The sequence below is a fragment of the Paenibacillus sp. HJGM_3 genome, from assembly GCF_045062745.1.
GTDB lineage: Bacteria > Bacillota > Bacilli > Paenibacillales > NBRC-103111 > Paenibacillus_AA.
Genome location: NZ_JBJGED010000001.1, coordinates 461,993 through 486,334, shown reverse-complemented (window position 1 = coordinate 486,334; position 24,342 = coordinate 461,993). Strand labels below are relative to the sequence as shown.

Below are 24,342 nucleotides of genomic sequence, written 5' to 3'. Positions count from 1 at the left end.
GTCGATCAGCTTGGGATTAAAACGGTTTATGGCCAAATTGCTCGTTGCAGTGCTAGCTGTTGGTTTGCTCCCCCTGATGCCTGGGAAGTTCAGTTCTCTTCCGGCTGCGCAAGCTGCGTCCGGTCAGGAGCTGCTCCCGAACGGAGGGTTCGAGGCGGTATCCGGCGGCTTGCCCGACCAATGGACGGCGATTACTCCGGGCAACTACTATGCCTCCGTTACCGATAACGTTTACGCCGGCGCCCGGGCTTTGAAACTGACGGACCCGAGCTCTACGACGGGCATTGGGATGCGCAGCGCCAACGTGCCGGTGGGGCAGGGGGATCGCATTCAGGCGTCGGTGTTCGCCAAAGACGATACGGGCCACTCGATCCTCTACCTGGAGTTCTGGGATGCCAACAACCAGCGGATTTCTTACAAAACGAAGAAAAATACCGTTTCCGCAGATTGGACTGTATTGAGCGTGGAGGATGAGGTGCCAGAGCATGCTGCCTATGTAACCCTGTTGCTATATTCGGATTCCACGAATACCGGCATATCCTACTTCGACGTCGCGTCGATTACGAACATTACCCAAAGCACGGAACTGCTTCCGAACAGCAGCTTCGAAGTGGTGGCGGGCGGGCTGCCGGCACAGTGGACGGCGATCACCCCGGGGGCCTACTATGCTTCGGATTCCAGCTACGCTTATGACGGTTCGTATTCGTTGAAAATGTCCGATCCCAGCGCGGGTACCGGAATCGGCATGCGCAGCGCGCAAGTGCCGATCGTCGATGGGAATTCGCTCAAGGCTTCGGTCAGAGCCTATGACGCATCGGGCCACTCCGTCTTGTATCTGGAGTTCTGGGATGCGTTCAACCAGCGAATCGCTTATAAGACGAAGACCAATACGGCTACGGCGGCCTGGACCTCGCTGAATGTGGAAGACGTGGCGCCGACGAACGCCGTGGCCGCAACGCTCTTGTTGTATTCGAGCTCCAGCAATGTAGGCGTATCCTACTTCGATGCCGCCTCGCTCCAATATGCAACGCCTACTCCGGAGCTGCTGCCTAACAGCGGGTTCGAATCGGTAACAAGCAACAAACCGGCGCTATGGACGCCGCTCAGCTCCGCGATCGGCATCCAATCCGCGACGGATCAAGTGCTTCAGGGCGCTTACAGCGTCAAGCTGACCGATACTAGCACGACGAGCTCGGGCGGCTTGCGCAGCGCGAAAGTTCCGATTACCGGCGGAGAGGTCTATAAGGCGCTCATTGACGTTTATGTCAGCAGCGGCTCCTCGTTCAGCTATTATATCGAGTTTTGGGACAGCGCGAACGTGAGGGTTCTGAACAAATATAAGACCGTGAGCGCGTTGAACGCCTGGACGAACGTCGCGGTGGAAGCTACGGCTCCCGATAACGCGGTCACCGCCTCCGTGCTGCTGTACTCGAGCGGCTCGAATGCCGGCACCGGCTACTTCGATCAAGCTTCCTTAAAGCTCGTACCAGATATCGCGTTTCCGCTCGCCGTAACCGGGCATCCGCGGCTGTTCTTTACCGGTGCCGAGATTGCGGCGCTTCGGGCCCGTGCGCAGGACTTGACGCCGTCGCCTTCCGGCGAAACGGCCAAAGCTTTATGGGACAGTGTGCTTAGTAGTGCCAATGAGTACTTGAACGAAACCTCTTATACCGTGTTGTACTATAACGGGTATCCGGTTACCTACCCCTTGCCGCCGGTGATGCCGCCCGTCATGGCCAATCCACCTGGGTATACGGGAAGCCCGACTTATCCGTATTGGGCGGCTATGGCCAAAGCGCTTCAATACAGGCTGGAAACGTTGTCGCTTGCCTATGTCATAACGGAGGACTCGGCTTATGCGGCGAAAGCGAAATCGTATATGCTGTCCTTGGCGGACTGGGAGAGGTGGACCGATACGAATTATCCATGCGGAGGCGGGTTGTCTTGCCTGGATACGGCGCATTTGACCCTCGGCGTCAGCGCGGCTTACGATATGCTGTACGATACGCTTACGGCCGCGGAAAAGTCGAAGGTGGAGGATGCGCTGGAGCGTCTCGGGTTGGAGCCGCTGCGGCTCTCCATCAACGATGTCGACAACAATGCCGACGCGCTGCGCGCGGCCGCGCTCGGCAGCGGGGGCGCCGCCTTGCTCGGCAAAAGTCCGAAGGCTAACAAGTTTTTGACGCGAGCGGTCCGGTATTACCAGTGGTACCTCGATTTCCGGATGAATTCCGGACAAACGGAAGGCTTCAACTATACGGACTATTCCGTGGAGAATATGATTCGAGGGATCGACAACTTGACTCGGACGACCGGGGTGCAGAGCTACATTACGCATCCGTTCTTTAATGATTTTATCGTCCGCTGGTCGAACTACTTCCTGTCTCCGGGAGGCGGCGGCTTGGCTACGATCTCCGATTCGGGCGCCAATGCGTTCAGCTACGGCTTTTTCCCTAATACGATGAGCATCGTCGCCCGCTGGTTGAACAATCCGTACGCGGTTTGGTATTTGACGCAAGCGGATGTAGCTGGCTCCGCCTTCGATCGGTTCCTGTATTTCATCCCGAATTCGAATGCCGGCGTCCCGAATGCATGGCCGAGCTCGGCGGTGTTCCCCGAAGTCGGATGGGCGGCGATCCGCTCCGGCTGGACCGGCAACGATTCGCTGATGACCCTGATCGGCAACAACAACAAGCTCGATCACAGCCACTATGATCAGAATAGCTTTACATTGGCAACGAACGGCACCTGGATCGCCAGGGACCCGGGATACCGGGATTTGAGCCCCGGCCCGAAGCAAAATTTCACGGCCAAGGACGGCCACAGCACGATACGCGTAGACGGCGGGTCGCAATCCGTGAAGGGAGGAGGCACGCTGCAAACCGGGATTATGTCGCCGACAGTCGACTATGTGAACGGTTCGGCGCCCGGAGCTTACGGCACTGCGCTGACTGCCTTCGATCGGCATGTCGTACGCGTCCGAGACTATTACGTGATGATGGACGATCTGAAAGCGAGCTCGACGCATACGTACGACTGGATGCTATACGCCGGACCGGTCAAGGATGCCAAAGTGGACGGGGCCGCGGTCGCAAGCGGCGTCGCCACGAACGGGAACAAGCTCTCATACCGGCATAGCGGCGCTGAAGTAACCGTTTATGCCCTCGAGCCGTCGGCCGTGCCGATTACGTTCGATAAGTATGCGGGCGCCGAATCCTACGGATATATGGCGCAGGTAAACGGCGGTGCGGCGGTAGCCGACCGTAAGTTCCTGCATGTGCTGAAAACGGAGGCTTCGCAGCCGGCAGGTGTGCTGGCCGGGACCGACCTGTTGCCTTCGGTGGCGGCTTCTTCGGGGGACATCATCGATTCGGTGAAAGCCGCGACGACCGATATCCTGCTGTACAAGGCCGATGCAGTCGGGGACTACGTGGACTTCACTATGAATGTAAGCGAACCGGGAGCGTATAGCCTTAGCGCTTATCTGGTGCTCGCGCCCAAATACGGGCAAGTCAAGGCTTATGTAGACGGCCAGCCGGTCGGCCCCGTATTCGACAGCTATAGCCCGGTCACGCAGAGCGCTCCTCTTCAGCCATTCGGCAACGTAACTTTGACGGCTGGACCGCACACGGTTCGTTTGGAGGTCGTCGGGAAGCATCCGTCCTCCGGGGATTATTGGATCGGAATCGATGAGATCCGCCTGCTGCCGGCTGCGAACAACGCGGTGGGGACCGATGCGAATTTGCAGCCCGAGCGGGTGGAGGCTGCCGGTGTCCTTGGGGCAAAAGTAGCTTGCACCGTCACGTGCTCGGTATACGATTACGTTCTGTTCAAGACGGGGACGTCCAGCAGCGAGTATACCGTGGAGAACATCACGAGTAATGCCAAGCAATCCGTCGTCTCGCATGGAGCTTCCGGCGTGCCGGTCGCGTTCGCGATGACAGACGGGACCGGCTTGGCGGATAGCGGGCAGACGCTGCTGCAAGGGGCCGCGAACTTCGATGCTTCGTTTGCCTATGCGCCGGATACTGGAATCACGACGGGCATCTGGAATGCCGACGCAGGCAGTTCGTTCTCGCTTTGGGTGCCTGGCGCACCTGCCCTAGTGCAGGTAGACGGAGCGGCGGTTACGAATTACAGCTACAATGCGACCGCCAAGCTGTTAAACCTGCCTTTGACGGCAGGCCGGCATTCCATCACTGTGCAAGAATAGGCTCATAGGAGGCGACCTAAGCGGTTGCCTCTTTTTTTGCGTTCTTTACCGGCGCCGGACAAATCTGGTAGTGTATGTACGGAAGCGATTATCGATGTTTGTTAAATAAATGAGGGGGAAGCAGCCATGGAGTGGGTAGAGGAAGCGAAGCAGCTGGCCGAGCAGGCGGCCATCGAGGCGGGGACGTACGCCCGGGAACGGTTCGGCAGCCGGCTGACGGTGGACCACAAGAGCGACAGCGGGGATCTCGTCACCGAGGTGGACGTGCATACGGACGCGATGATCGTACGGCGCATCCGCAGCCGCTTCCCGGATCATGCGATCGAGAGCGAGGAAGCGGGCCATACGACCGGTGCGGCACCGTCGGACGTCATCTGGCACGTCGATCCGCTCGACGGGACGAACAATTATGCGCTCGGCATTCCGCTGTACGGGGTATGCATCTCAGCCAATGTATACGAGGAGACAGTGCTGGGTGTCATCTATGATTCGCAGCTGGGAATCGTGTACGGCGCCACGGCGGGCGGAGGAGCGACACAGGATGGCGTGCCGATCCGAGCCAAGCCCGTCGCCGAGCTGCGCAAAGGCACGATCTCGTGGATCCAGGGCCATGCCGTCGGCAAGCAGGACGAGCAAGCCTTGCGGCTTCGCCATGCGCTTGAGGCGCAGCTGAAGCGCGTGCTGCGCGTGTGGGCGCCGTCACTCACATGGGCGATGCTGGCCCGCGGAGATCTCGCCGGTCTCGTGCTGTACAACTCCGAAGGCTGCGACCTGTACGCCGGCCTGCTGCTGGCACGCGAAGCGGGCGTACGAGTCACCGACTTCGGCGGCACTCCCGTCACGGGAGCATGCCCGGCGGAGCCGTATCTCGTGGCGGCGCATCCCGACAATCATGCCGAGCTGCTTCGAATCGTACAGCAGGCAGTGGGTGTGTAACTGTAGCGAGCTGCAGCGGCAAATGGAATGGGCGATGCATGAAAAAGGAGGATTCGGGGAACAGCTAACCTTGTTTCGTTCAGATGGATTGGATTTCCACCTACAGAAAGAAGGCCGCTGCCCATGAGTCATGTTCCAATGATTTTTCAATTCAAGGATCGTCATGCCGCTTCCCTCGCTCACGATACGCTCACCGAGATCGGGTACCACGTTCACATGGCGGATCGCGGCGATCAGCCGGTCGTGCAAGTGTTCGTGGACCACAGCGAGCTGACGTCGGCGCTTGAGATCGCGCAGGCGCACGGCGGAGACTTGCTGCCCGCCGAGGAGCAGGCTTACGCCTCTGCTGCTGCCGTAGACACTTCGGGTGAAGGGCAGCTGTACAACATGGCGTACGGGATGGACATGGTCCCGATTCCGGCGCATCTCGTGAACGAGGACGCGGGCGCCGACGCTCCGCTCTCCTCCGACTTCGACCCGTCCGGGGACGATTACGACGGATTTGATGCCGGGGTCCATATGTAGCCCGCTTCTAAAGAAACCTGACCCAGGATCGCCTCGGTCAGGTTTTTTAGTCTAAACGGAAGCCGTTTATCCAAGTGAACTAATAAGCTAACCTGCTTTACTATTTCCGGGCGAAATGTGGCGTTTTGTCGAGATTGTAAACCAATGTGAACAATTAGAAAGGGTTGGGACTCGGAGCGGTGCCGGTGATTCATTCCCGGGCTCTTTCAACGCGTCGTCATTCGACCTAAAAAAGCGTTCCCCATGCACCCTGCAAAGGCACCTCGATTCCCACTTTTTATCATTGACAGCTTGAGGGGGCGTCATTAGAATACAGATAGGAATATACAGGTTATATACAAGAATGCGGTAGTGGTGGTTATCGAGAGAGGAGCCGTACTTAAGATGATAGTCGACAGCCATCTTCATTTGGTATTTACTAGAACGCAGCCTTGGGAACCGCTGGTTGAGAAGGCGCTGCACCATATGCAAATGCACGGCATCGAAAAGACGTGTCTGATGCCGCATCCGCAATTCGCCGGGAACATCTATCCGAACCAGGCCGACATGACGTTCCAGGCAGAGACGCTCGTCGAGATCGCGAATGCTCACCCGGATGTGTTTTTGCCGCTCTTATTCATCAACCCTTCCTTGCCAAGCGCCTTCACGCTGGAGCTGATGGAGAAGTACATTCTGAACGGGCCGATCATCGGGGCCAAATTCCACATCTCCATGATCGCCGATGACGACCGGTACGAGCCGATCTACGACTTCCTGGAGCGGCATGACATCCCGCTGCTTTTCCATAGCTGGTACAAGACCGTCCAGCGCACGACGTTCGAGTCCACGCCGGCGGATATCGCGCGGATGGCGCGGAAGCATCCGAAGCTGCGTATCCTGATGGCCCACCTGACGGGGGCCAAGCTCCGAGGCGTGCAGGATATTAAGGCCCTGCCGAACGTCTACCTCGATACGTCCGGTTCTCAGCCGGAGGAAGGCTACCTGGAATACGCGCTTCGGGAATTGGGGTCCGACAGGGTGCTGTACGGGTCCGACTATCCGATCCGCGCGTTCTCGACGCAGCTCGCCCGGATCGATTCCGTGGACATGTCGGCGGAAGACCGGGACAAGGTGCTGTACCGCAACGCCTTGCAGTTCTTTCGCAAAGGAGGGGCGTAAGCGATGACGATGGGGAAAATATTGCCGAAAGTAATCGATGTTGCCGCATGGACGGGCAACTGGCCGTTCCTGAAGCTGCGGTATACGGAGCTGCCCGCCCTGAAGGCGAAGCTGCAGTCGCTCGGGGTGCAGCAAGCGCTTGTCGCACCGATCGAAGCGATCCTGGAGCAGGATCCGATGCGGGCGAACCGCGACCTGCTCGAGGCGACACTGGGCGATGCGTTCTTCTCGCCAGTGCTCGTAGTCGACCTCTCCTACGCGAATTGGGCGGAGGTAGTAGAGCTGGCCGTGCAGGACGGCCGGGTGCGCATCCTGAAGCTGCTGCCGAACTACCACATGTACGACGTCAGCGAAGCGGTCCTGGAGCCGCTCGTGAAGCTGACCCAGCAGCACCGGCTGCTCATCAGCCTGCAGATGCGCGTCGAGGACAAGCGGGGGATGTACCCGCTGCTGGACGTGGACGACCTGGATATCGTCCGGGTGGTGAAGGTGTTGTCGTACTTCCCGGAGCAGCTGTTCGTGATCAGCAATCCGGTCATCGCCGAGCTCGCGCAAGTGCTGAATTCGGTGGACAACGTGCATGTCGAGCTCGCGGGCCTGGAGCACGTGGACATCATCGAGCATCTGAAGGAGCTGTATACGCTGGACCGGATCCTGTTCGGCTCGCATGCGCCGTTCTTCATTCCGGAGTCGGTGCTGGCGAAGCTGAAGTACACCGACGCCTCGCAAGCGGACGTGGAGCAAGTCGCCTACGGCAACGCCGAGCGGCTGCTCGAGTGGTGCGGGAAGTAAAGCGCGTGCGCGTGACATAGGGTATGCGGCATGCGGCGTACGGCGTACGGCGTGCGGTAAGACATGCTGACTTGCTGACTGACAACAGGAGCGGTATCCCGATGGGTGCTGCTCCTTTTTTGGGTAGGTCGGGCAGTGTCAGGTAAGAAATGGTGAATTTAACTGATTTATTGGCGAAAATAAAAAGAGCTTGTTGGGTTAACTTGCAATACGCCAACAGCTCCTTTGAGCACAGTTGTAGATCCTATTAACAGATAACTTTGATTCACTGCTTCAATAAATGGCTATTTGATTTAGTCTGTTTCTTAAATCATCTTGATTATCAATAATCTCACTTGTTCGTTTATATCTTCCTTGAGAATCCCTCATTGTAACTTAACTACCTCACTATTATCTAGCATTAGACTACTTCTTCTTCATTATCCTCAGAATAATACACCGCCGATTCGGCCATTGCAGCTACTAAAGGTGTTAACTGATCTTCCTCATTCCAACAAATACTTCCTTGTGGCGTATCTTTGGTGAAATCCAAAAGACTGATTAAAAGCTCTTCTACTATTTTAAATAGCTCATTATTTTTTTTCAATTGAGTTAGTGCATTATAAGGCTTTCCTGATCGAATTGTTTGGCTAAAATATGCCGCTTCAAAATTAGGTAATGATGCTACTATTCTTACCTTGCTTGGGTCTATTGCCTCCTTTACCTTTTTTAATATCGCATTATTTTGTGTCCACGCCGAGTTCTTCTTCTTACCGTCCTTAGTATAAGGGAAATCACTGTCATGTAAGACAGAATATCCAGAACCGAAATGATTCAATATCTTACATAATGATACGATCGTTGCTTTACCTCTGGCCCTAATAATATGTACGTTCCTATAGAGATCTGGCTTTTTTGAAGTTATGTACTTAAAAGCAGTATACTCGGTATCACCCTCAACAATAATGGAGTGCCCCCCGAAAAAAAATTCTGCTACGTGTGGATCGAACATATTTAATAGCTTTAATTGCTCTCGATCATTCTCATCCAGTTTTACTTTCTCTGGGCGAAACACGGTTGTGCCAGATATTTCACCATCGTTAGATCTCTCTACACGGACTATAGTTGTATTATCTCTCGAAACATCAATAAATGCTGGGGAATGTGTTGTAACCATAACTTGCCAGTCTCCTTTTGTTGGGAGGTCATACAACACTTTGCACGCTTCTCGAACTGCGTTAGGATGAAGGCATAATTCAGGCTCGTCCAATAAAAGAACATGTGGACGTGAAGACTTCGCTTTTTTTGCGTTCTCAGCTTGCGCTATTAATCTGAGAGCAGACCACAACAACGTTCTTCTTGCACCACTACCTTGCTTGTCTATAGCACTTTGATAACCAAATTCAGGGCCCATTAAAAGCTTTGCTGAATTTTTAAATAAAGAAACATCATTTTCAATATTATCTTCTGCCTTAGAATCAAACTTTACTATGTAACCTGGGAAAATACCCGAGATCGATGAAGTGAGTTCGGTTTCAATTGATTCAATTTCTGTCTTTGATTCATCCAGTATTTTTCTTCTAATTACAGAAAGCTGAGTCAGAAGTTTAGCATATTCTGTTTCTTCCCCGTCATCCGAGGTTGTTTTTTGTATTGTTTTAACACGGTCTTTTACAATTGCAGTAAGCAGATCAACTATTTGCTTCTCTTGATCTATAGGATGAGCAAAAGCTTCCACCATGTGTGGTTCCGGTCTGTTTTCCTTTGCTATATTAGGTGCTCCCCACGGAACTTGATTATCCCAATCGTTTTTTTCAACATCAAACCCTTGACGTTTAGGATCAGTATTTGGAGAATTCCAAATCCAACGTTCCCGAACGATTGCTTTTTCATTTTCTAAATCTTTCTGGACCCATCTTACAGCGGGAGATGTATCGCCATTCACATTAGTATGAAGTTCAATTTCAGGGAGCATATTTGGGTCGACAATTCCATTTGGAAAATCAGCTTCACTGAGCTGAGCCTTTTTTGAGCCATGGTTCATAACTACTTCATAGGCTTTCAGTATTGAGCTTTTACCCGCATTATTAGGGCCAACTAAAACTACAATTTCATCTAAATCAATAGTTACGGGAGTACTTCCAATACAGCGAAAATTTTTTATTATCATTCTCCTAAGGTTTGGACGACTTGCTTCAAACCAGGGGAATAAGTCTTCTGTAATTTCCTGCGTTTTCTTTTTCGGTGGCATCACAATCACCTCAATAGGTATATTTTACTAATTAATTAGAAGCATATCATTGAATGGAATAGTATTCCATAGAAACATATAACTACTAGACTACTAATGGGTTACTCTCTTAACACAACTCCTAGGGCACAAGCTGATTCTTCCACTCTCCCCCCCTCAACAGTTGCCGCAATTTTCACACTTCTTTACATGATCTCCAAACAAGCTTAACACTCCTCTGATGTCGACAAGTTACGGTTGGTACAAGGACGCGCGAAGGGATGGAGGTGAGAAACACAATGATACGGGAGTCCGAACTGCGCAAAGCCGCTCCCCGTTATCTGGAAATTGCGGACATACTTCAATCCGAGATCGGCAGGGGCCTCTACCAGCTGGACGAACGGCTCCCCTCCGAGGTGCAGCTGTGCGGCCGGTTCCGAGAGAACCGCTATACGATCCGCCAGGCGCTGGACATCCTGCTCCACACCGGAGTCATCCGGTCCCACCAAGGCAAAGGCCACTATGTATGCAAAAAACCGCTCGACCTTCAATATACGATTACGCCCAGCACGCGCTACTCCCATGTGATGGAGGGGCTTGGGTGCAAGCCGCAGGCAAGGCTCCTTCACCAGGAACGGCAGAAGGCGCCGGCCGCGGTAGCGGAAGCGCTCCGGCTCGACGCCGACGAGGACGTGTACCGCTTGGAAATTTTGCGCTATGCCGACAGCGTACCGCTGACTTGGAACATGACGTGGCTGCCGGTGCGCTTCGTGCCGGACCTTATGGAGCATACCGCCTCGCTCGGGTCGCTCTATGAGCTGCTGGAGGTGCAGTACGGCCTGAGGCTGCACCGCATCTGGTCCACCTTTCAGGCGACATATCCTACCGCGTTAGTCGCGGGATATTTGCAAATCTCCCCCAACACGAACCTGCTTCAGATCGAAAGCGTCATGCGGGACGACGACCATCGGCTCGTAGAGTATACTTCCGCGAAATATCGCGGGGATTTATGCCGGGTATCCATTCAGTTCGAATAATCGAGGGTCACTAATGATGACGATGGAGGAATCGACCAATGAACGGAAAGCAAGCCAAACAGGCGGGTAAGTGGAAAATGAAAGCGGCATTAACTTTAGCCGTGGCGGCAGCACTGACTTTACTCGCCGCCGCATGCGGAGAGAAGACGTCCCCGACAAACGCGGGCGGAGCAGGGGCGGCTCCGGGACCGGCAGCGACAGCAACGGCCAAAATGCCGGACATCATCCGGGTCGGGGTGCTGCCTGGGGAAGAGGAAGGCAAGCTGTCGCGCGGCAACAAAAAGTTCGTGGAGGACCTCGGCGCGGCGATCGGGATCAAGACGGAGCTGTTCGTCGGAGACGACTACAACGCCGTCATCGAAGCGATGCGCACGAAGAAGATCGACATCGCCTCGTTCGGGCCGTTCTCGTACATCATCGCGGCTGAACGCAGCGGGGCGGTACCCTTCGCGGTCAAGGCGGTTAGCAAGGAAGCGGCATTCTATCACAGTCTGATCGTCGTACCCGCGGATTCCAAGGCCCAGACGCTGGCCGATCTGAAAGGCAAGACGTTCCTGTTCGCCGACCCGGCTTCCACGTCCGGCCACCTGTTCCCGCGCGCCATGTTTATCAACAAGCTGGGCATCAAGAATGAAGAGGTCGAGTCTTTCTTCTCCAACGTGTCGTTCTCCGGAGGACATGACAAATCGATCCTGGCGATCGCCAAGAAGACGGCGGAAGGAGCCGGCGTGTGCGATACGTGCATCCAGAAGGTGATCGACGCGGGTCTGGTGAAGCAATCCGACTTCCGGATTCTGGCGACATCCGATCCGATCCCGAGCAGCCCGTACACGTACCGCAAAGATTTGCCGGCTGAGCTGGTCGAGAAGATCAAAGCATTCATGTTTGACTATCACACCAAAAACCCGGAGTTCTTCTCGGGCGGAACACAGCGTTTCTTCCCCGTCGAGGACAAGGACTTCCAAGTCGTCAAGGACACGGCCAAGGCGCTTAACATGACGCCGGAGCAGCTGTTGAAATAATCGGCAAGGAGGGGAAGAGAGAGTGGCGGCATTACTGACCATCCGAAACTTGACAAAAGTGTACAGCGACGGGACGGCGGCCCTGCAAGGCGTAGATCTGCAAGTGGAACGCGGAGAATTCGTCGTCGTGATCGGGTCGAGCGGGGCCGGCAAGAGTACGCTCCTGCGCTGCATCAACCGGCTCGTCCAGCCTTCCGAGGGCAGCGTAGTGTTCAACAATATCGATGCGACCCGGGCCAGCGGGCGGCAAGTACGGCGGTTGCGCCGGGAAGTGGGGATGATTTTCCAAAGCTTCAATCTCATTCAGCGTGTTTCGGTGCTGAGGAACGTGCTGCACGGGAGACTCGGCTATATGAATCCTTTGTCGGGGACGCTCGGCCTGTTCACCAAGCACGACGTGGAGGAAGCGAAGCGCATTCTGGACCGGCTCGGCCTGAAGCAGCAAATGTACAAGCGGGCGGACGAGCTGAGCGGAGGACAGCAGCAGCGCGTGGGGATCGCGAGGGCGCTCTCGCAGAAGCCGCAGCTCATCCTGGCGGACGAGCCGATCGCGAGTCTCGATCCGGTGACCTCGGAGACGATCATGCATCACCTCCGTACGATTTGCCGAGAGGACGGCATCACGTGCCTCGTCAACCTGCATCAGGTCGAGGTCGCCAAGAAGTACGCCACCCGCATCGTCGGCATTCACAAGGGAGCCGTCACGTTCGACGGCAAGCCCGAGGAGCTGTCCGAGGAAGCGATCGGCCGCATTTACCAGATTTCATAAGGAAGAGGAGCTGCTGAACGCATGGAAGCTCGGTGGAAGCAAGCGCAGCGGCAAAAAAAGCTGCAAACGTGGATGATCGCGGCCGCTATTCTGGCGTTGACCGTGTGGTCGGCGATCGAGACGAACTTTTCCATTGTCCAGTTGTTCCAGGGGGGAGGGGAGATCGTCCGGTTCATTCTGTTCGACTTCCTCCCGCCTGATTTTACGAGAATCGGTACGCTGATCGGGCCCGCGCTGGATACGATCTACATCAGCTTCGTCGCCATGGTGGCCGGGGCGCTGCTGTCGATGCTGCTGTCGTTCCTCGCCGCCTCGACCACTTCGCCATACAGGCCGCTGCAGGTCGCGGTGCGGGCGTTCTGCTCGGTGCTGCGCAACATCCCGACGCTCATCTGGGCCATCCTGCTCGTCTTCGCTTACGGGCTGGGGACGACGGTCGGCTGCCTTGCGCTCATCCTGACATCGATAGGGACGCTCACCAGGGCCTATGCCGAAGTGCTGGAGGAGATCGATATGGGGCAGCTCGAGGCCGTGAGGGCGACGGGCGCCACGTATTGGCAGGTGCTAGGGCAAGCGGTCATGCCGCAATTCATGCCGGGCTTCATCGGCTGGTCGCTCTACAAGCTGGAGCTGAACATCCGGGCTTCGACGATTATCGGCATGGTAGGCGGCGGCGGGCTCGGGTTTGCGATTCAGAAAAGCATCAAGCTGTTCCAATATCAGGAAGTAAGCCTTGCCATTCTCCTCGTCATTGTCATCATTCTGGGGACCGAGTGGACGACAAGTAAAATTAGGGAGCGAATCCTATGAGCACTCCATGGACGCAGGCCGGCAAGCTGGCCGGCATGGGCCGATCGGATGAATACGGGTACCCGCGTAAGCCGAAGAAGGACCCGGTTCTGGTCGGGGCTGCGGTATTCGGCGCTTTGTTCTTCATCTTTTGCCTGATCCGTTTGAACTTCGATTACGCCCGGATCGTGCACGGAACGTGGACGTTCCTCCAATCGTTCGCCAAGATGATGCCGCCGAACATTTCGGACTGGAAGGGCATTCTGTCTGCGGGACTGGTGACGCTGCAGGTCGCGGTGGTGGGCACGGTATTGGCCGTCATGCTGGCGTTCTTCCTGTCCTTCTTGGCCGCCGAGAACGTGTCGCCCAGAACATCCCCTTTCGTGAAAGGGCTGGCGTCGCTGCTGCGCGCGATTCCTACGCTCGTCTGGGCGCTTGTTTTCATCGTGGCCGTCGGGCTGGGTCCGTTCCCGGGCATTCTGGCGATCGGCGTTCATGCGGTGGGCATGCTGGTCAAAGTATTCTCGCAATCAATCGAGGAAGTGGAAGAAGGGACGCTGGAAGCGATGCGCGCGACCGGAGCGGGCTGGCTGCAGATTATGGCTCAGGGCGTGCTGCCGCAAGTGTTCACATCCTTCCTGGCCTGGAGCGTATTCCGGCTCGAGATCGACATCGGCGAATCGGTCATTCTGGGCGCTGTCGGCGCAGGCGGCATCGGCTGGGAAATCTCCAACGCGATGCGGGCCTATGAATTCGATACGGTCGCGTTCGTCGGCCTCGTCATTTTCCTCATGGTGTTCAGCGTAGAGTTCTTGAGCAACCGGATGAAAGCCAATATTCGAAGGAGAGTGTAGCCCATGAAAAAATGGCAAATCGCCCGCATTCTGATCGAGGGGGACCGCAGCTTGCTGCAGCGGCTGTGCGAGCAAATCGAGCGGAAGTACAGCATGGAGACGGTCAAACCTCCGGAGCGAAGCCTCGTGATGACGAAGGCGAACGATTCCGTCTCGCAAAAGCCTTTTTATCTGGGCGAGGTGCTAGTGACCGAATGTACGGTTTCCATTCAGGGCGTGTACGGCTTCGGCGTGCTGATGGGCGAGGATGCGGAACGCGCCTACCAGCTCGCCGTCGTAGACGCCGCATTCCAGGCGAAGCTGCCGGAGACCGGTGCGTGGGAGCCGGAGCTGCTCGCCGAGGAGGAGCGGATCGCGGTTCGACAGCGCACCGTCTATTCGCAGTCGGCGAAGACCAAGGTGAACTTCGACACGATGGAGGAGTACAATGCCAAACGTTAAAGAGCGCCCGTTCGATCGGGTGCACGATACACAGTTCATTTATCGGCAATTGCTCGAGGCGCTCGCCCGACCGGGGCAGATCGGCAGCATCGCGGCCGCAAGCGCGCGAGTCGAGGCCGCGTCGCCGCTGCTCGCTACGGCGACTTGCTTCGCCCTGACGCTGCTGGACGGCGAAGTCGGCTTCGCGGTCGCGATGGAGGCCGAGAAGGAAGCGCTGGAGGCGCACATTCGCCGGCAGACATTCAGCCGGATAGCCGCGTTGCCGGAAGTGGACTATGTGTTCGCGAGCGGGGGCGAGGCGCCGGAGCGGATCGAGGCGCTGCTCGCCCAGGTGAAGAAGGGCACTCTGATCCGTCCGGAGGGCGGGGCGATTCTGTTCGTGCTCGTGGAGGGCTTCGAGAGCTTCGAGCCGGGGCAGAGTCCGGAAGCCTGCTGGACGCTGAGCGGTCCGGGGATCAAGGACACTTGTCGGCTGTGCGTGCAGGGACTGTCGCCCGTGTGGATGGAGCAGCGGGCCCTCGCCAATGCCGAGTATCCCATGGGCGTCGATCTCGTGCTGTATACGGTGTCGGGCGAGCTGGCGGCGCTGCCGAGGACGACGCAGGTTCACGTGCAAGCTCAGGAGAAAGGAGTGAGGTAGATGGCATACGTAGCCGTAACGGGAGGACAGGAAGCGATCGAGGAAGCGAACCGGCTGAACCAGCTGTACCGCGTACAAGGCTCGGAGATGAGCCTCGCCGTAGAATGGATCGAGAAGCAGCTGCGCTTCCTCATCGATCGCGTGATGGGAGAGGGCGGCATCTATGCCCCGGAATACGCGGCGATCGCCTTGAAGCAAGCGGAGGGCGATCCGGCCGAAGCGGCATTCCTGCTGCGGGCGTACCGCTCGACGCTGCCGCGCAACCACTACTCGCTTACGGTCGAGCCGGGCGAGATGAGGGTCATCCGCCGGATCTCCTCGTCCTTCCGCGATATCCCGGGCGGACAGATGCTCGGTCCGACGAACGATTATACGCACCGGATGCTGAACTTCTCCCTGCGCGAGGAAGGCGACGCCGACATGGAGGCGTTCGTCCGGGCTTACATGGATGATGTGGAGCTGCAGCCGGGCTCTCTCACGTTCCAGAAGGTAGCGGATCTGTTGCGGGAGCAAGGGTTGATGAAGAAAGTAGAGAAATCCGATGCCGACGCGGAACCGTTCGACATTACGAGACAGAAGCTGACGATCCCTTCCACCCGTGCGGCCAGACTGCAGGCGCTCGCCCGGGGCGAGACGGGAGCGATGACCGCGCTCGCTTACAGCAGCATGCGGGGTTACGGGATCGTGCATCCGACGATCGGCGAGCTGCGCGTCGGGTACGCCGCCGTTCATATTGCTTACCCTTACAGCGATGACGGGGACGGAGAGACGGAACCCGTCTACATCGGGGAGCTGCTGCTCACCGAGGTCGAGTCGATCAACTCGTTCAAGCAGGATACGGAATCGGGCGAGGTACACTTCATTCTGGGCTACGGCCTATGCTTCGGTCAGAACGAGCTGAAGGGCATTTCTATGGCGATTCTGGAGCGCAGCCTGGAGACGAAAGGCGACGCCCCGGCGCAGGACGAGGAATTCGTCCTGACCCACATCGACTCGGTCGAATCGAGCGGCTTCGTCTCGCACTTGAAGCTGCCGCACTATATTACGTTCCAGTCCTCGCTGGATCAGATTCGCAAGGTCCAGGCGACGAAGCAGCAGGAGCTATCGAGAAGGAAGGAGGCGCCGCACGATGCAGATGACGACGGAGGACAGACAGGACAGACAGGACAGACAAGAGAGACCGCACGCAAGAACCTTCAGCACGCCGGCGTATAATTTTGCTTTTCTGGATGAGGGCTCGAAGCGGGAAATCCGCCGCAAATCGCTGAAGGCGGTCGCCATCCCCGGCTACCAGGTGGCCTTCGCCTCCCGGGAGATGCCGATCGGCCGGGGCTGGGGAACCGGCGGCTTACAGCTGACCTTGTCCCTGCTCGGCCGGAACGACACGCTCAAGGTTATCGACCAGGGGAACGACGACAGCGTGAACGCCGTCAGCATCCGCCGCCTCGTCGAGGCGACGAGCGGGATCGCGACGACGGAAGCGACGGAGGAGGCGACGATCATTCAGTCGCGTCACCGGATCCCGGAAGAGCCGCTTACGCGCGACCAGATTCTCGTCCTGCAGGTTCCTCAGCCGGAGCCGCTGCGCAAGGTCGAGCCGAGGGAAGAGAAGACGCGTATCCGGCACGCGGAGATGGACTACAGCGCGATGTGGCTCACCCTTTACGAGAGCATCGTCAAGTGGGGCAGCATCACGCTCGGCGCCGACTACCCGGTCATGGTGCATAACCGCTACATCATGGCGCCGAGCCCGATCCCCCGCTGGGATACGGAGAAGCTGCACATGAGCGAGCATCTGTCGCTGTTCGGAGCGGGGCGGGAGAAGAAAGTATACGCGATCCCTCCGTACACGAATGTGGTGCCCCTGCAGTTCGACGATTACCCGTTCACGGTGGAGACGTTCAAGGATGCCGAGTGCGGCCATTGCGGCAGCACGCATACGTTCCTCGACGAAGTGAAGGACGAGTCGACGGGGCGGACGATCTACCAGTGTTCGGATACGGCGTATTGCCGCAGGCAGCGCGAAGGGAGAGGTTGACCGATGACGGCGACAATGGTCGAAACCCCGCTGCTCCAAGTACGGGGACTTAGCAAACGATTCGGGCCCGGCTGCTCGCAATGCCGCGTCCCTTCCACGGACGAGCGCGAGTCGAGCCGCTGCCCGGTGTGCGGCAGCATCTGGGCGTGCCGAAGCCTCAGCTTCGACCTGCATTCGGGCGAGATTCTCGGAGTCGTTGGCGAGAGCGGCTCCGGCAAGAGCACGCTGGTGAAGTGCCTGTACTTCGACGAGGACACGACATCCGGCGAGATGACGATCGCGGGCTACGACGACGGGGCTTCCAACTTGTTCGTTAAGTCGGCGCAGCAGAAGAGGTACATCCGCAACCATGTCATGGGTATGGTGTACCAGAACCCCTATCTGGGGCTGCGCATGAATTTCTCGAGCAGCGGCAATATCGCCGAGAAGCTGTTCGCCGCGGACCGCTTCCATGTAGGCACCATTCGCGAGCGCGCCTCGGAGCTGCTGCGGCAGGTCGAGATTCCGATCTCGCGGATGGACGAACCGCCCCGGAACTTCAGCGGCGGCATGCAGCAGAGAGTTCAGATTTCCAAAGCGCTGGCCAACAACCCGCCCCTACTGTTACTGGACGAAGTAACGACGGGACTTGATCTGTCCGTGCAGGCCAAGGTGCTGGATCTGATCCGCAGCCTGCAGCGGGAGCTGCAGGTCGCGATGATCGTCGTCTCCCACGATCTGGGCGTCATTCGGATGCTGGCCGACCGGACGATGGTGCTGCGCCAAGGACTGATCGTCGAGCATGGCTTGACCGACCAGATTCTGGAGGATCCGCAGCACCCTTATACTCAGCTGCTAGTTCACTCTTTGCTGTAACAGTCGGCCCGGTTCGGCATCAATGACGATAGAAAGCGGTGAATAGCGATGATTCAAGTAATCGGCTTAAGCAAACGGTTCGAGCTGTCCCTGTCGCACCAGATGAAGGTCCATCCGTTCTCAGATTTATCGTTCGAAGTGCCCCGCGGCGCGTTCATGGGCATTGCGGGTCCTAGCGGCATCGGCAAGTCTTCCATTCTCAAGTGCTTGTATCGCACGTACTTGCCGACGTCCGGCGAGATCTGGTACGACTCCTCGCTGTATGGCAGGATTGACCTGGCTCAAGCGACCGAGCGCCAAATGTCCCATCTGCGCCTGCATGAGATCAGCTACGTGTCTCAGTTCCTGAAGGTCATTCCGCGCATCTCCGCGCTCGACATCGTAGCGGAACGGCTGCTTCCCCGGGGCTACGCCCTATCCGAGGCGCGGGAGGCGTCGGCGCACATGCTCGCCAGGCTGAACATCCCGGAGGCGCTGTGGCAAGCGTACCCGGCGACGTTCAGCGGCGGGGAGCAGCAGCGGGTGAACCTGGCGAGAGCGTTCGTCGCCCGGCCGCGCCTCCTCATCCTCGATGAGCCGACCGCCTCGCTCGACAACGAGACGAAGCACCGTGTGCTCGATATCCTGCACGAGATGAAGCGGGAAGGCACCACGATGATCGGCGTTTTCCACGACTGGGAGGTCATGGGCCGCGTAGCCGACCACATCCTAGATATGCGCTCGCTCGGAGGGGCCAAGGAAGAGAAGCAGCTGGCGACGGCGGAGGGAGTGCGACTATGAAACCAATTTTAACGATCCGCGGCGGCAACGTGGTGACTCCGACGGGAGTGCTCATGAAGGGGACGGTCGTGATCGAGGACGGTCGGATTGCCGACATTCGTCCCAATACCTCGGCTCTGGCGAGTGCTGGGCAAGTGTATGATGCCACGGGATGCTGGGTCATGCCCGGTATGATCGATACGCACAGCGACGCGATCGAGCACGAGATGCAGCCCCGGCCTACTAGCCGGTTTGCGCTGGAATTCTCCTACCAGGAGCTGGAGCGGAAGCTCGTCAGCCAAGGCGTCACGACGATCTACCACTCGCTCAGCATGTGGGGGGAGAACTCGAGCAACGATTTTCGCAAAAATCAAAGCGTCAAGGACATCGTGAACCGGATCGCGAACCTGAGGCAGCATGACCACCTCATCCATCACCGGGTGCACATTCGCGTGGAGCTGACTAACGATAGCGTCGTGCCGTTCGTCGAGGAATTCATCACCCAGGGACTGATCGACCAGATGTCGTTTATGGACCACACCCCGGGTCAAGGCCAATACCGCAATACGGATGTGCAGAAGAAATTCATCATGGAGCGCCAGAAGAAGACCGAGGAAGAAGTAAACGCGATTCTGGAGGAGCGCAAAAACCGGGCGAAAATCGCCGATGCCGAGCTGCAGCGGCTCGCCGACCTGGCTTATCGCAACGATGTCCCGCTCGCCTCGCATGACGACGATTCGATCGAGAAGCTGGATCGGATTCAGCAATGGCGCGGGACGATCAGCGAATTCCCCGTCGATCTCGCGGTAGCGGTCGAGGCGAAGCGGCGCGGGCTGTATGTCGTCATGGGCGCGCCGAACGTCATGCTCGGCCGCTCGCACAGCAACAACCTGTCCGCCCAGGAGGCGATCCGTGCGGGCGTCGTCGACATCCTGTGCTCGGATTACTACCCGCCTGCGATGCTTCGCGCCGTATTCCTGCTCGTGTCTCAGGGGCTCGACATCGTGGAGGCGGTCAATATGGTGACGCTGAATCCGGCCCGAGCGCTGCGGATTGACGACCGGACCGGGTCGCTTACGGCGGGGAAAGAGGCGGACCTGCTCGTCGTCCGGGAACAGGCGGGAAGCCCGGTCATTCAGAACGTGTTCGTCCGAGGCCAGCTCGTATGCCAAATGAATTATCTCTCGGGAACTACTCGCGCCGCCCTGAGCGGGAAAGGGGCCGAGCGCATTGAAGCTTAAGGGCATTGGGGTTAGCTTGATGAGCTGCGACGTCGTCAGCCGGACGGACCGCTTGAAGGAGAAGCTGGCCCAAGTGTTAGAGGCGGGCTATCAAGCCGTGGAGCTTCCGATCCAAGGGATGCGGATCATCGAGAACGGCGTGATCGATCCGGGCCGGCTCGAGGCGTACGTGGAATTGCTTCGCGGAATCCCGCTGCGCTATACCTTGCACGCCCCGTTCGACCTGAATGTGTTCCGGGCGGATGACATCGGATTCGAGCAGCGTTTGCTGCTCGCTTGTCTCGATGTGGCCGGCGCGGTCGGCGCCGATCTGCTCGTCGTGCACGTGGGGAGATTCGTCGGCGAGGAGCAGTTTCTCTATCCGCAGACGTGGCCGCGGTATACGGATGCTGACAAGCGGCTGCTGCTCGAGCGCGAGGCGGCGATCATGAGGGAGGCCGGGGAGTATGCCCGGCAGCGGAGCGTACGGATCGGCATGGAGAACGTCAGGCCGTACTTGGACTGTCCGGACTATTGCTACTCCGTCATTCCGGCTCAGCTAGCCGAGCAGGTGGCGGCGATCGGCCACCCGAACGTCGGGATCGCCCTCGATGTCGGGCATTTATATTTATCGCTGCAGATGTATGGGCTGAGCCTCCAGCGGGAATTGGAAGCGATGGTGCCGTACATTATTCACCTGCACGTTCATGACAATTACGGCAAGCCCAACTACTCGACGGAGAAAAACCAGTACGAGCTGCTGCCCTTGGGCCGCGGCGACATGCATATGCCGATAGGGGAAGGGGCCGTGCCGATGGCCGAGATCGCCCGGCTGCTGGGGGGATGTGCGCAGGAGGGCTACATGATCCACGAAATTCGGGAGCAGTATGAATCGCACTGGACGTATTTGTCCGCGACCTACCGCGATCTCTCCTCTTTCGGCAAGGCGGTGGCGGTCGGTTGAAGGGACAGGGCATCGTAGACCTGCATTGCCATACCAAGGCCTCGGACAACACCTACACCGTCCGGGAAGTGCTGAGCGCGGCCCATACCGCCGGCATCCGGTACTTGGCCGTCACCGATCATGACACCACGGCCGGGGTACCGGAAGCCATGCTGTGGGGAGAGCGGCTGGGCGTCGAAGTGATCCCCGGCATCGAGATCTCGGCTTACGACTTCGCGCGCAGACGCCGGGCCCATATCCTGGGCTACTACGTACAGCCGGAGCATCCGGCGCTTGCGAGGCTGTGCCGCCCGATTCTCGAGCGGCGGACGCAAGCAACCCGGCAGAGTGTGGAGCAGCTCGTGGCGGCGGGCTACCGCATCAGCTGGGAGCAGGTTGGCCGGATTGCCGCAGGCGGCACGGCCGTCTACAAGCAGCACATCATGGCGGCGCTGATGGAGAGCGGCCACTGCCAGGAGCTGTTCGGCGACCTGTATCGCTCGCTGTTTGCTCGGGGCGGGAACGGCGAGGCGCCGGGTACCGCTTTTGTGCCGATGCAATATGTGGACGCGGCGGACGCCATCCGCGCGATCCGGGAAGCGGGCGGCGTGCCCGTCCTGGCCCATCCGGGCCAGCTCGGGAACTACGAAGCGATCGGCGAGTGGGTTCAGGCGGGCCTGGAAGGCATCGAAGTGTATCACCCGGACCACGACCGGGAGGAGGAGCAGAAGGCCCGCGGGTACGCGGAACAGTACGGGCTGGCGATGACCGGGGGCTCCGACTTCCACGGCGGCTACGGCCGTTCGGCGCTGGGCAGCGTCGACTCCGGGTTCTTGAACCTGCTGGCGCTGAAGGCGAGGCTGTGGCCGGGGCTTGTTTGAACTCGGACACGGCAAATGACAAAAAGGCAATCGGCAGACGAATGTGGGATCCGTCTCGCCGATTGCCTTTCATCTCTCCCCCGCCTTCACCCGCCTACGCCTGCCGCTCGAACCGCCGGATGATCTCGATTACCACTTGCGTCGCCTTCACCATATTGTCCGCCGAGATGTACTCGTACCGGCCGTGATAGTTCTCCCCGCCGGTGAACAGGTTCGGCGTCGGCAGTCCCATGTAGGACAGTTGCGACCCGTCCGTCCCGCCGCGGATCGGCTCTACGACGGGCTCGATGCCGAGGCTGACCATCGCCTCGTGCGCGATGTCCACGATTTCGCGTACCGGCTCGATTTTCTCCCGCATGTTGAAGTATTGATCCTTGATATCCACCGAGACACGCCCTGCGCCATATTCCGCTTCCAGCTCAGCGGCGATCGCCTTCAGCTTCGCCTTGCGCGCTGCGAACGACGCCTTGTCGAAGTCGCGGATCAAGTAGTGCAGCTTCGTCTCCTCGACATCGCCCTGCATCGAGATCAGGTGGAAGAATCCTTCATAGCCTTCGGTATGCTCCGGCGCTTCCTGTGTGGGCAGGCGGCGATTGAACTCCATAGCGATCTTCGCCGAGTTCACCATCTTGCCCTTCGCCGTGCCCGGATGCACGATCTTGCCCTGCACGTCACGAGCGCCCGCGCGGCGTTGAAGCTCTCGTACTGCAGCTCGCCGAGAGGACCGCCGTCGACTGTGTAGGCATACTTCGCGTCGAACGCCGCGACGTCGAACCGATGCGGCCCGCGGCCGATCTCCTCGTCCGGCGTGAAGGCGACTCGAATGCGGCCATGCTTGACCTCCGGATGCTGCAGCAGCCAGTCGAGCGCGGTCATGATCTCCGCGATGCCTGCCTTGTTGTCCGCCCCAAGCAGGGTGGTGCCGTCCGTCGTGACGAGCGTATGCCCCACATACCGCAGCAGGCTGGGAAACTCGTCCGGCGACAGCACGATCCGCTGCGCTTCGTTCAGGACGATGGCCTCTCCGTCATACCGCTCCACGACTTGCGGCCGGACGCCAGCACCGGTGAAGTCGGTCGCCGTGTCAACGTGGGCCATGAACCCGATTGTCGGTACGTCCTTGTCGGTGTTGGAAGGCAGCGTCGCCATCACGTAGCCATTCGCGTCCATGGTAACATCGTTCATGCCGATCTGCCGCAGCTCCTCCACGAGCATCCGGGCAAGGGTCAGCTGACCCGGAGTAGAAGGGCAAGTCTCGCTCGCATCGTTCGATTGCGTATCCACCTGAACGTAGGTGGTCAGTCGCTTTATAAGAGCCTGTTTCATATTTTCCATTATGGTCTCGTCACCTCCCCCTCATTATAAGTAAAAAATCCGATCGAAGCCATTCGAGGAAGGGCATTCGTGATTTGCTCAAAGCGTTCGCTTCGCTCCGGGCCGACGGGTAGCCGCCGCAAGCCGGCTTACTTCTTGTCCGTAGACTCCTCGGTGCGGCCCATTTTGTAATTCGCCATTTTCGTCAGGCTGCTGCGGGAGGTGCCCAGGGCTTTGGGAGGCTCCGCCTCGCTCGGATTGTTCCGCATGTAGGCGTTAGTCAGGCTGTAGACGTTGTGCTCGATCCGCCCAATTGCTTCGAAGAGCAGGGAGAGGGTCAGGAACACGATGCCCCCGAACGCGCCCGCGATCCACCAGAACAGGCCGATCGACCAGCGGTAGTCGGACTCGAATTGTCCGTCCCCTCCGAACAGCGGGTATCCGTCCATATGGCCCATAATAAATCCAAGCAGCAGCCCCCCGATCAGCTGGACGATCCCGCCGACCCGCAAAAAGTCGCTCATGCTCCAATCCTTCCTTTCAACACATTCAGTAGTTTCTTCGCTCATATAAGTATACGGAAATGCACCAGGAAAGTCGTGTCATGAGAATCGAAATCCGATACACATCGGTGCGAGCGTGCGGTGGTTGACGGAGGAAGGGCGTGGAAACTGTCCGTTATCCGCGTTAGCTTCAAGGCGATCGCCATCAACTTGACAGGTTGCCTGAAACTAACTACAATAGTTCCAATATTCAATTAATAAGATCAGTAAAATAGTACCGTCCATGATCGGGACAGTACTTGTCGGGGAAACGTTCAAGCGAGCCGGGGGTGGTGGGAGCCGGTACGAGGCCGACAAGGAAGCGGGCCCGGGAGATGAGCGCCAGAACAGGCGTCTGCTGGCTGCATAGCAGATGGCTCGGGTACGGCGTTCCGGCGTCCGGCC

At 58.1% G+C, this 24,342-nt stretch carries 21 protein-coding genes, 1 pseudogene and 1 other annotated feature (1 of these 23 running past the window's edge); of the genes and pseudogenes, 19 read left to right on the top strand and 3 right to left on the bottom strand.

Annotated elements, in window-relative coordinates:
- Positions 1-10: 10 nt before the first annotated feature.
- The 5 genes from ACI5FR_RS02120 to ACI5FR_RS02100 all read left to right on the top strand — a co-directional run bounded on the left by ACI5FR_RS02120 (position 11) and on the right by ACI5FR_RS02100 (position 7,624).
- Positions 11-4,213 carry a carbohydrate binding domain-containing protein gene (locus ACI5FR_RS02120; protein WP_405449655.1) on the top strand — a complete coding sequence of 1,401 codons (4,203 nt, stop codon included), beginning with the start codon at positions 11-13 and terminating at the stop codon, positions 4,211-4,213.
- A 126-nt stretch (positions 4,214-4,339) separates the two neighbouring features.
- Entirely contained in the window at positions 4,340-5,149 is an 810-nt protein-coding gene (locus ACI5FR_RS02115; protein ID WP_405449652.1) for an inositol monophosphatase family protein, read from the top strand.
- Positions 5,150-5,272: 123 nt separating this feature from the next.
- Complete coding sequence (locus tag ACI5FR_RS02110) at positions 5,273-5,674, top strand: hypothetical protein (RefSeq protein ID WP_405449649.1); 402 nt, start codon at positions 5,273-5,275, stop codon at positions 5,672-5,674.
- Between the two features lie 384 nt (positions 5,675-6,058).
- Positions 6,059-6,832 carry an amidohydrolase family protein gene (locus tag ACI5FR_RS02105; RefSeq protein ID WP_405449646.1) on the top strand — a complete coding sequence of 258 codons (774 nt, stop codon included), beginning with the start codon at positions 6,059-6,061 and terminating at the stop codon, positions 6,830-6,832.
- A gap of 3 nt (positions 6,833-6,835) precedes the next feature.
- Positions 6,836-7,624, top strand: coding sequence for an amidohydrolase family protein (locus ACI5FR_RS02100; RefSeq protein WP_405449644.1), 789 nt, complete (start codon positions 6,836-6,838; stop codon positions 7,622-7,624).
- 400 nt (positions 7,625-8,024) lie between these two features.
- Here the strand turns inward: ACI5FR_RS02100 and ACI5FR_RS02095 are convergent, their stop codons facing one another.
- The gene (locus tag ACI5FR_RS02095) at positions 8,025-9,854 is read right to left on the bottom strand and encodes an ATP-dependent nuclease (RefSeq protein WP_405449641.1); all 1,830 of its coding nucleotides are present in this window, start codon (positions 9,852-9,854) and stop codon (positions 8,025-8,027) included.
- 278 nt (positions 9,855-10,132) lie between these two features.
- Here ACI5FR_RS02095 and ACI5FR_RS02090 point away from each other — a divergent pair, with 278 nt between their 5' ends.
- From ACI5FR_RS02090 to ACI5FR_RS02025, 14 genes are read left to right on the top strand one after another with little or no spacing between them, the layout of a single operon-like run.
- The gene (locus tag ACI5FR_RS02090) at positions 10,133-10,870 is read left to right on the top strand and encodes a GntR family transcriptional regulator (RefSeq protein ID WP_405449639.1); all 738 of its coding nucleotides are present in this window, start codon (positions 10,133-10,135) and stop codon (positions 10,868-10,870) included.
- Between the two features lie 38 nt (positions 10,871-10,908).
- Entirely contained in the window at positions 10,909-11,892 is a 984-nt protein-coding gene (locus ACI5FR_RS02085; protein WP_405449636.1) for a phosphate/phosphite/phosphonate ABC transporter substrate-binding protein, read from the top strand.
- A gap of 22 nt (positions 11,893-11,914) precedes the next feature.
- The gene (phnC, locus tag ACI5FR_RS02080; RefSeq protein ID WP_405449634.1) at positions 11,915-12,661 is read left to right on the top strand and encodes a phosphonate ABC transporter ATP-binding protein; all 747 of its coding nucleotides are present in this window, start codon (positions 11,915-11,917) and stop codon (positions 12,659-12,661) included.
- Positions 12,662-12,682: 21 nt separating this feature from the next.
- Positions 12,683-13,471, top strand: a complete 789-nt coding sequence (gene phnE, locus ACI5FR_RS02075; RefSeq protein WP_405449631.1) for a phosphonate ABC transporter, permease protein PhnE — start codon at positions 12,683-12,685, stop codon at positions 13,469-13,471.
- A complete protein-coding gene (gene phnE / locus ACI5FR_RS02070; protein WP_405449629.1) occupies positions 13,468-14,304 on the top strand; it encodes a phosphonate ABC transporter, permease protein PhnE in 837 nt (278 codons plus the stop codon). The genes phnE (ACI5FR_RS02075) and phnE (ACI5FR_RS02070) overlap by 4 nt, the downstream gene beginning before the upstream one ends.
- Before the next feature lie 3 nt (positions 14,305-14,307).
- A complete protein-coding gene (gene phnG / locus ACI5FR_RS02065; protein WP_405449627.1) occupies positions 14,308-14,745 on the top strand; it encodes a phosphonate C-P lyase system protein PhnG in 438 nt (145 codons plus the stop codon).
- Complete coding sequence (gene phnH / locus ACI5FR_RS02060) at positions 14,732-15,385, top strand: phosphonate C-P lyase system protein PhnH (RefSeq protein WP_405449624.1); 654 nt, start codon at positions 14,732-14,734, stop codon at positions 15,383-15,385. Before phnG ends, phnH begins: the two co-directional genes overlap by 14 nt.
- A complete protein-coding gene (locus ACI5FR_RS02055) occupies positions 15,386-16,600 on the top strand; it encodes a carbon-phosphorus lyase complex subunit PhnI (RefSeq protein ID WP_405449621.1) in 1,215 nt (404 codons plus the stop codon).
- Positions 16,515-17,423 (top strand): alpha-D-ribose 1-methylphosphonate 5-phosphate C-P-lyase PhnJ, encoded by a 909-nt coding sequence (locus tag ACI5FR_RS02050; RefSeq protein ID WP_405449618.1) that lies wholly within the window; start codon positions 16,515-16,517, stop codon positions 17,421-17,423. Before ACI5FR_RS02055 ends, ACI5FR_RS02050 begins: the two co-directional genes overlap by 86 nt.
- A 3-nt stretch (positions 17,424-17,426) precedes the next feature.
- On the top strand, positions 17,427-18,278 hold the full coding sequence (locus ACI5FR_RS02045) for an ATP-binding cassette domain-containing protein (RefSeq protein WP_405449616.1): 852 nt from the start codon (positions 17,427-17,429) through the stop codon (positions 18,276-18,278).
- A 48-nt stretch (positions 18,279-18,326) separates the two neighbouring features.
- On the top strand, positions 18,327-19,058 hold the full coding sequence (gene phnL / locus ACI5FR_RS02040; protein WP_405449614.1) for a phosphonate C-P lyase system protein PhnL: 732 nt from the start codon (positions 18,327-18,329) through the stop codon (positions 19,056-19,058).
- Positions 19,055-20,278, top strand: a complete 1,224-nt coding sequence (gene phnM / locus ACI5FR_RS02035; protein WP_405449611.1) for a phosphonate metabolism protein PhnM — start codon at positions 19,055-19,057, stop codon at positions 20,276-20,278. Before phnL ends, phnM begins: the two co-directional genes overlap by 4 nt.
- Positions 20,268-21,221 (top strand): sugar phosphate isomerase/epimerase family protein, encoded by a 954-nt coding sequence (locus ACI5FR_RS02030; RefSeq protein WP_405449608.1) that lies wholly within the window; start codon positions 20,268-20,270, stop codon positions 21,219-21,221. The genes phnM and ACI5FR_RS02030 overlap by 11 nt, the downstream gene beginning before the upstream one ends.
- Complete coding sequence (locus ACI5FR_RS02025; RefSeq protein WP_405449605.1) at positions 21,218-22,081, top strand: PHP domain-containing protein; 864 nt, start codon at positions 21,218-21,220, stop codon at positions 22,079-22,081. The genes ACI5FR_RS02030 and ACI5FR_RS02025 overlap by 4 nt, the downstream gene beginning before the upstream one ends.
- Before the next feature lie 94 nt (positions 22,082-22,175).
- Here the strand turns inward: ACI5FR_RS02025 and pepT are convergent.
- Together pepT and ACI5FR_RS02015 are read right to left on the bottom strand one after the other, a co-directional pair.
- A pseudogene (gene pepT / locus ACI5FR_RS02020) lies at positions 22,176-23,407 on the bottom strand (peptidase T).
- Between the two features lie 137 nt (positions 23,408-23,544).
- Positions 23,545-23,919 carry a hypothetical protein gene (locus ACI5FR_RS02015; protein WP_405449602.1) on the bottom strand — a complete coding sequence of 125 codons (375 nt, stop codon included), beginning with the start codon at positions 23,917-23,919 and terminating at the stop codon, positions 23,545-23,547.
- 253 nt (positions 23,920-24,172) lie between these two features.
- Positions 24,173-24,342 (top strand) — a binding site (T-box leader) (it continues 81 nt past the right edge of the window).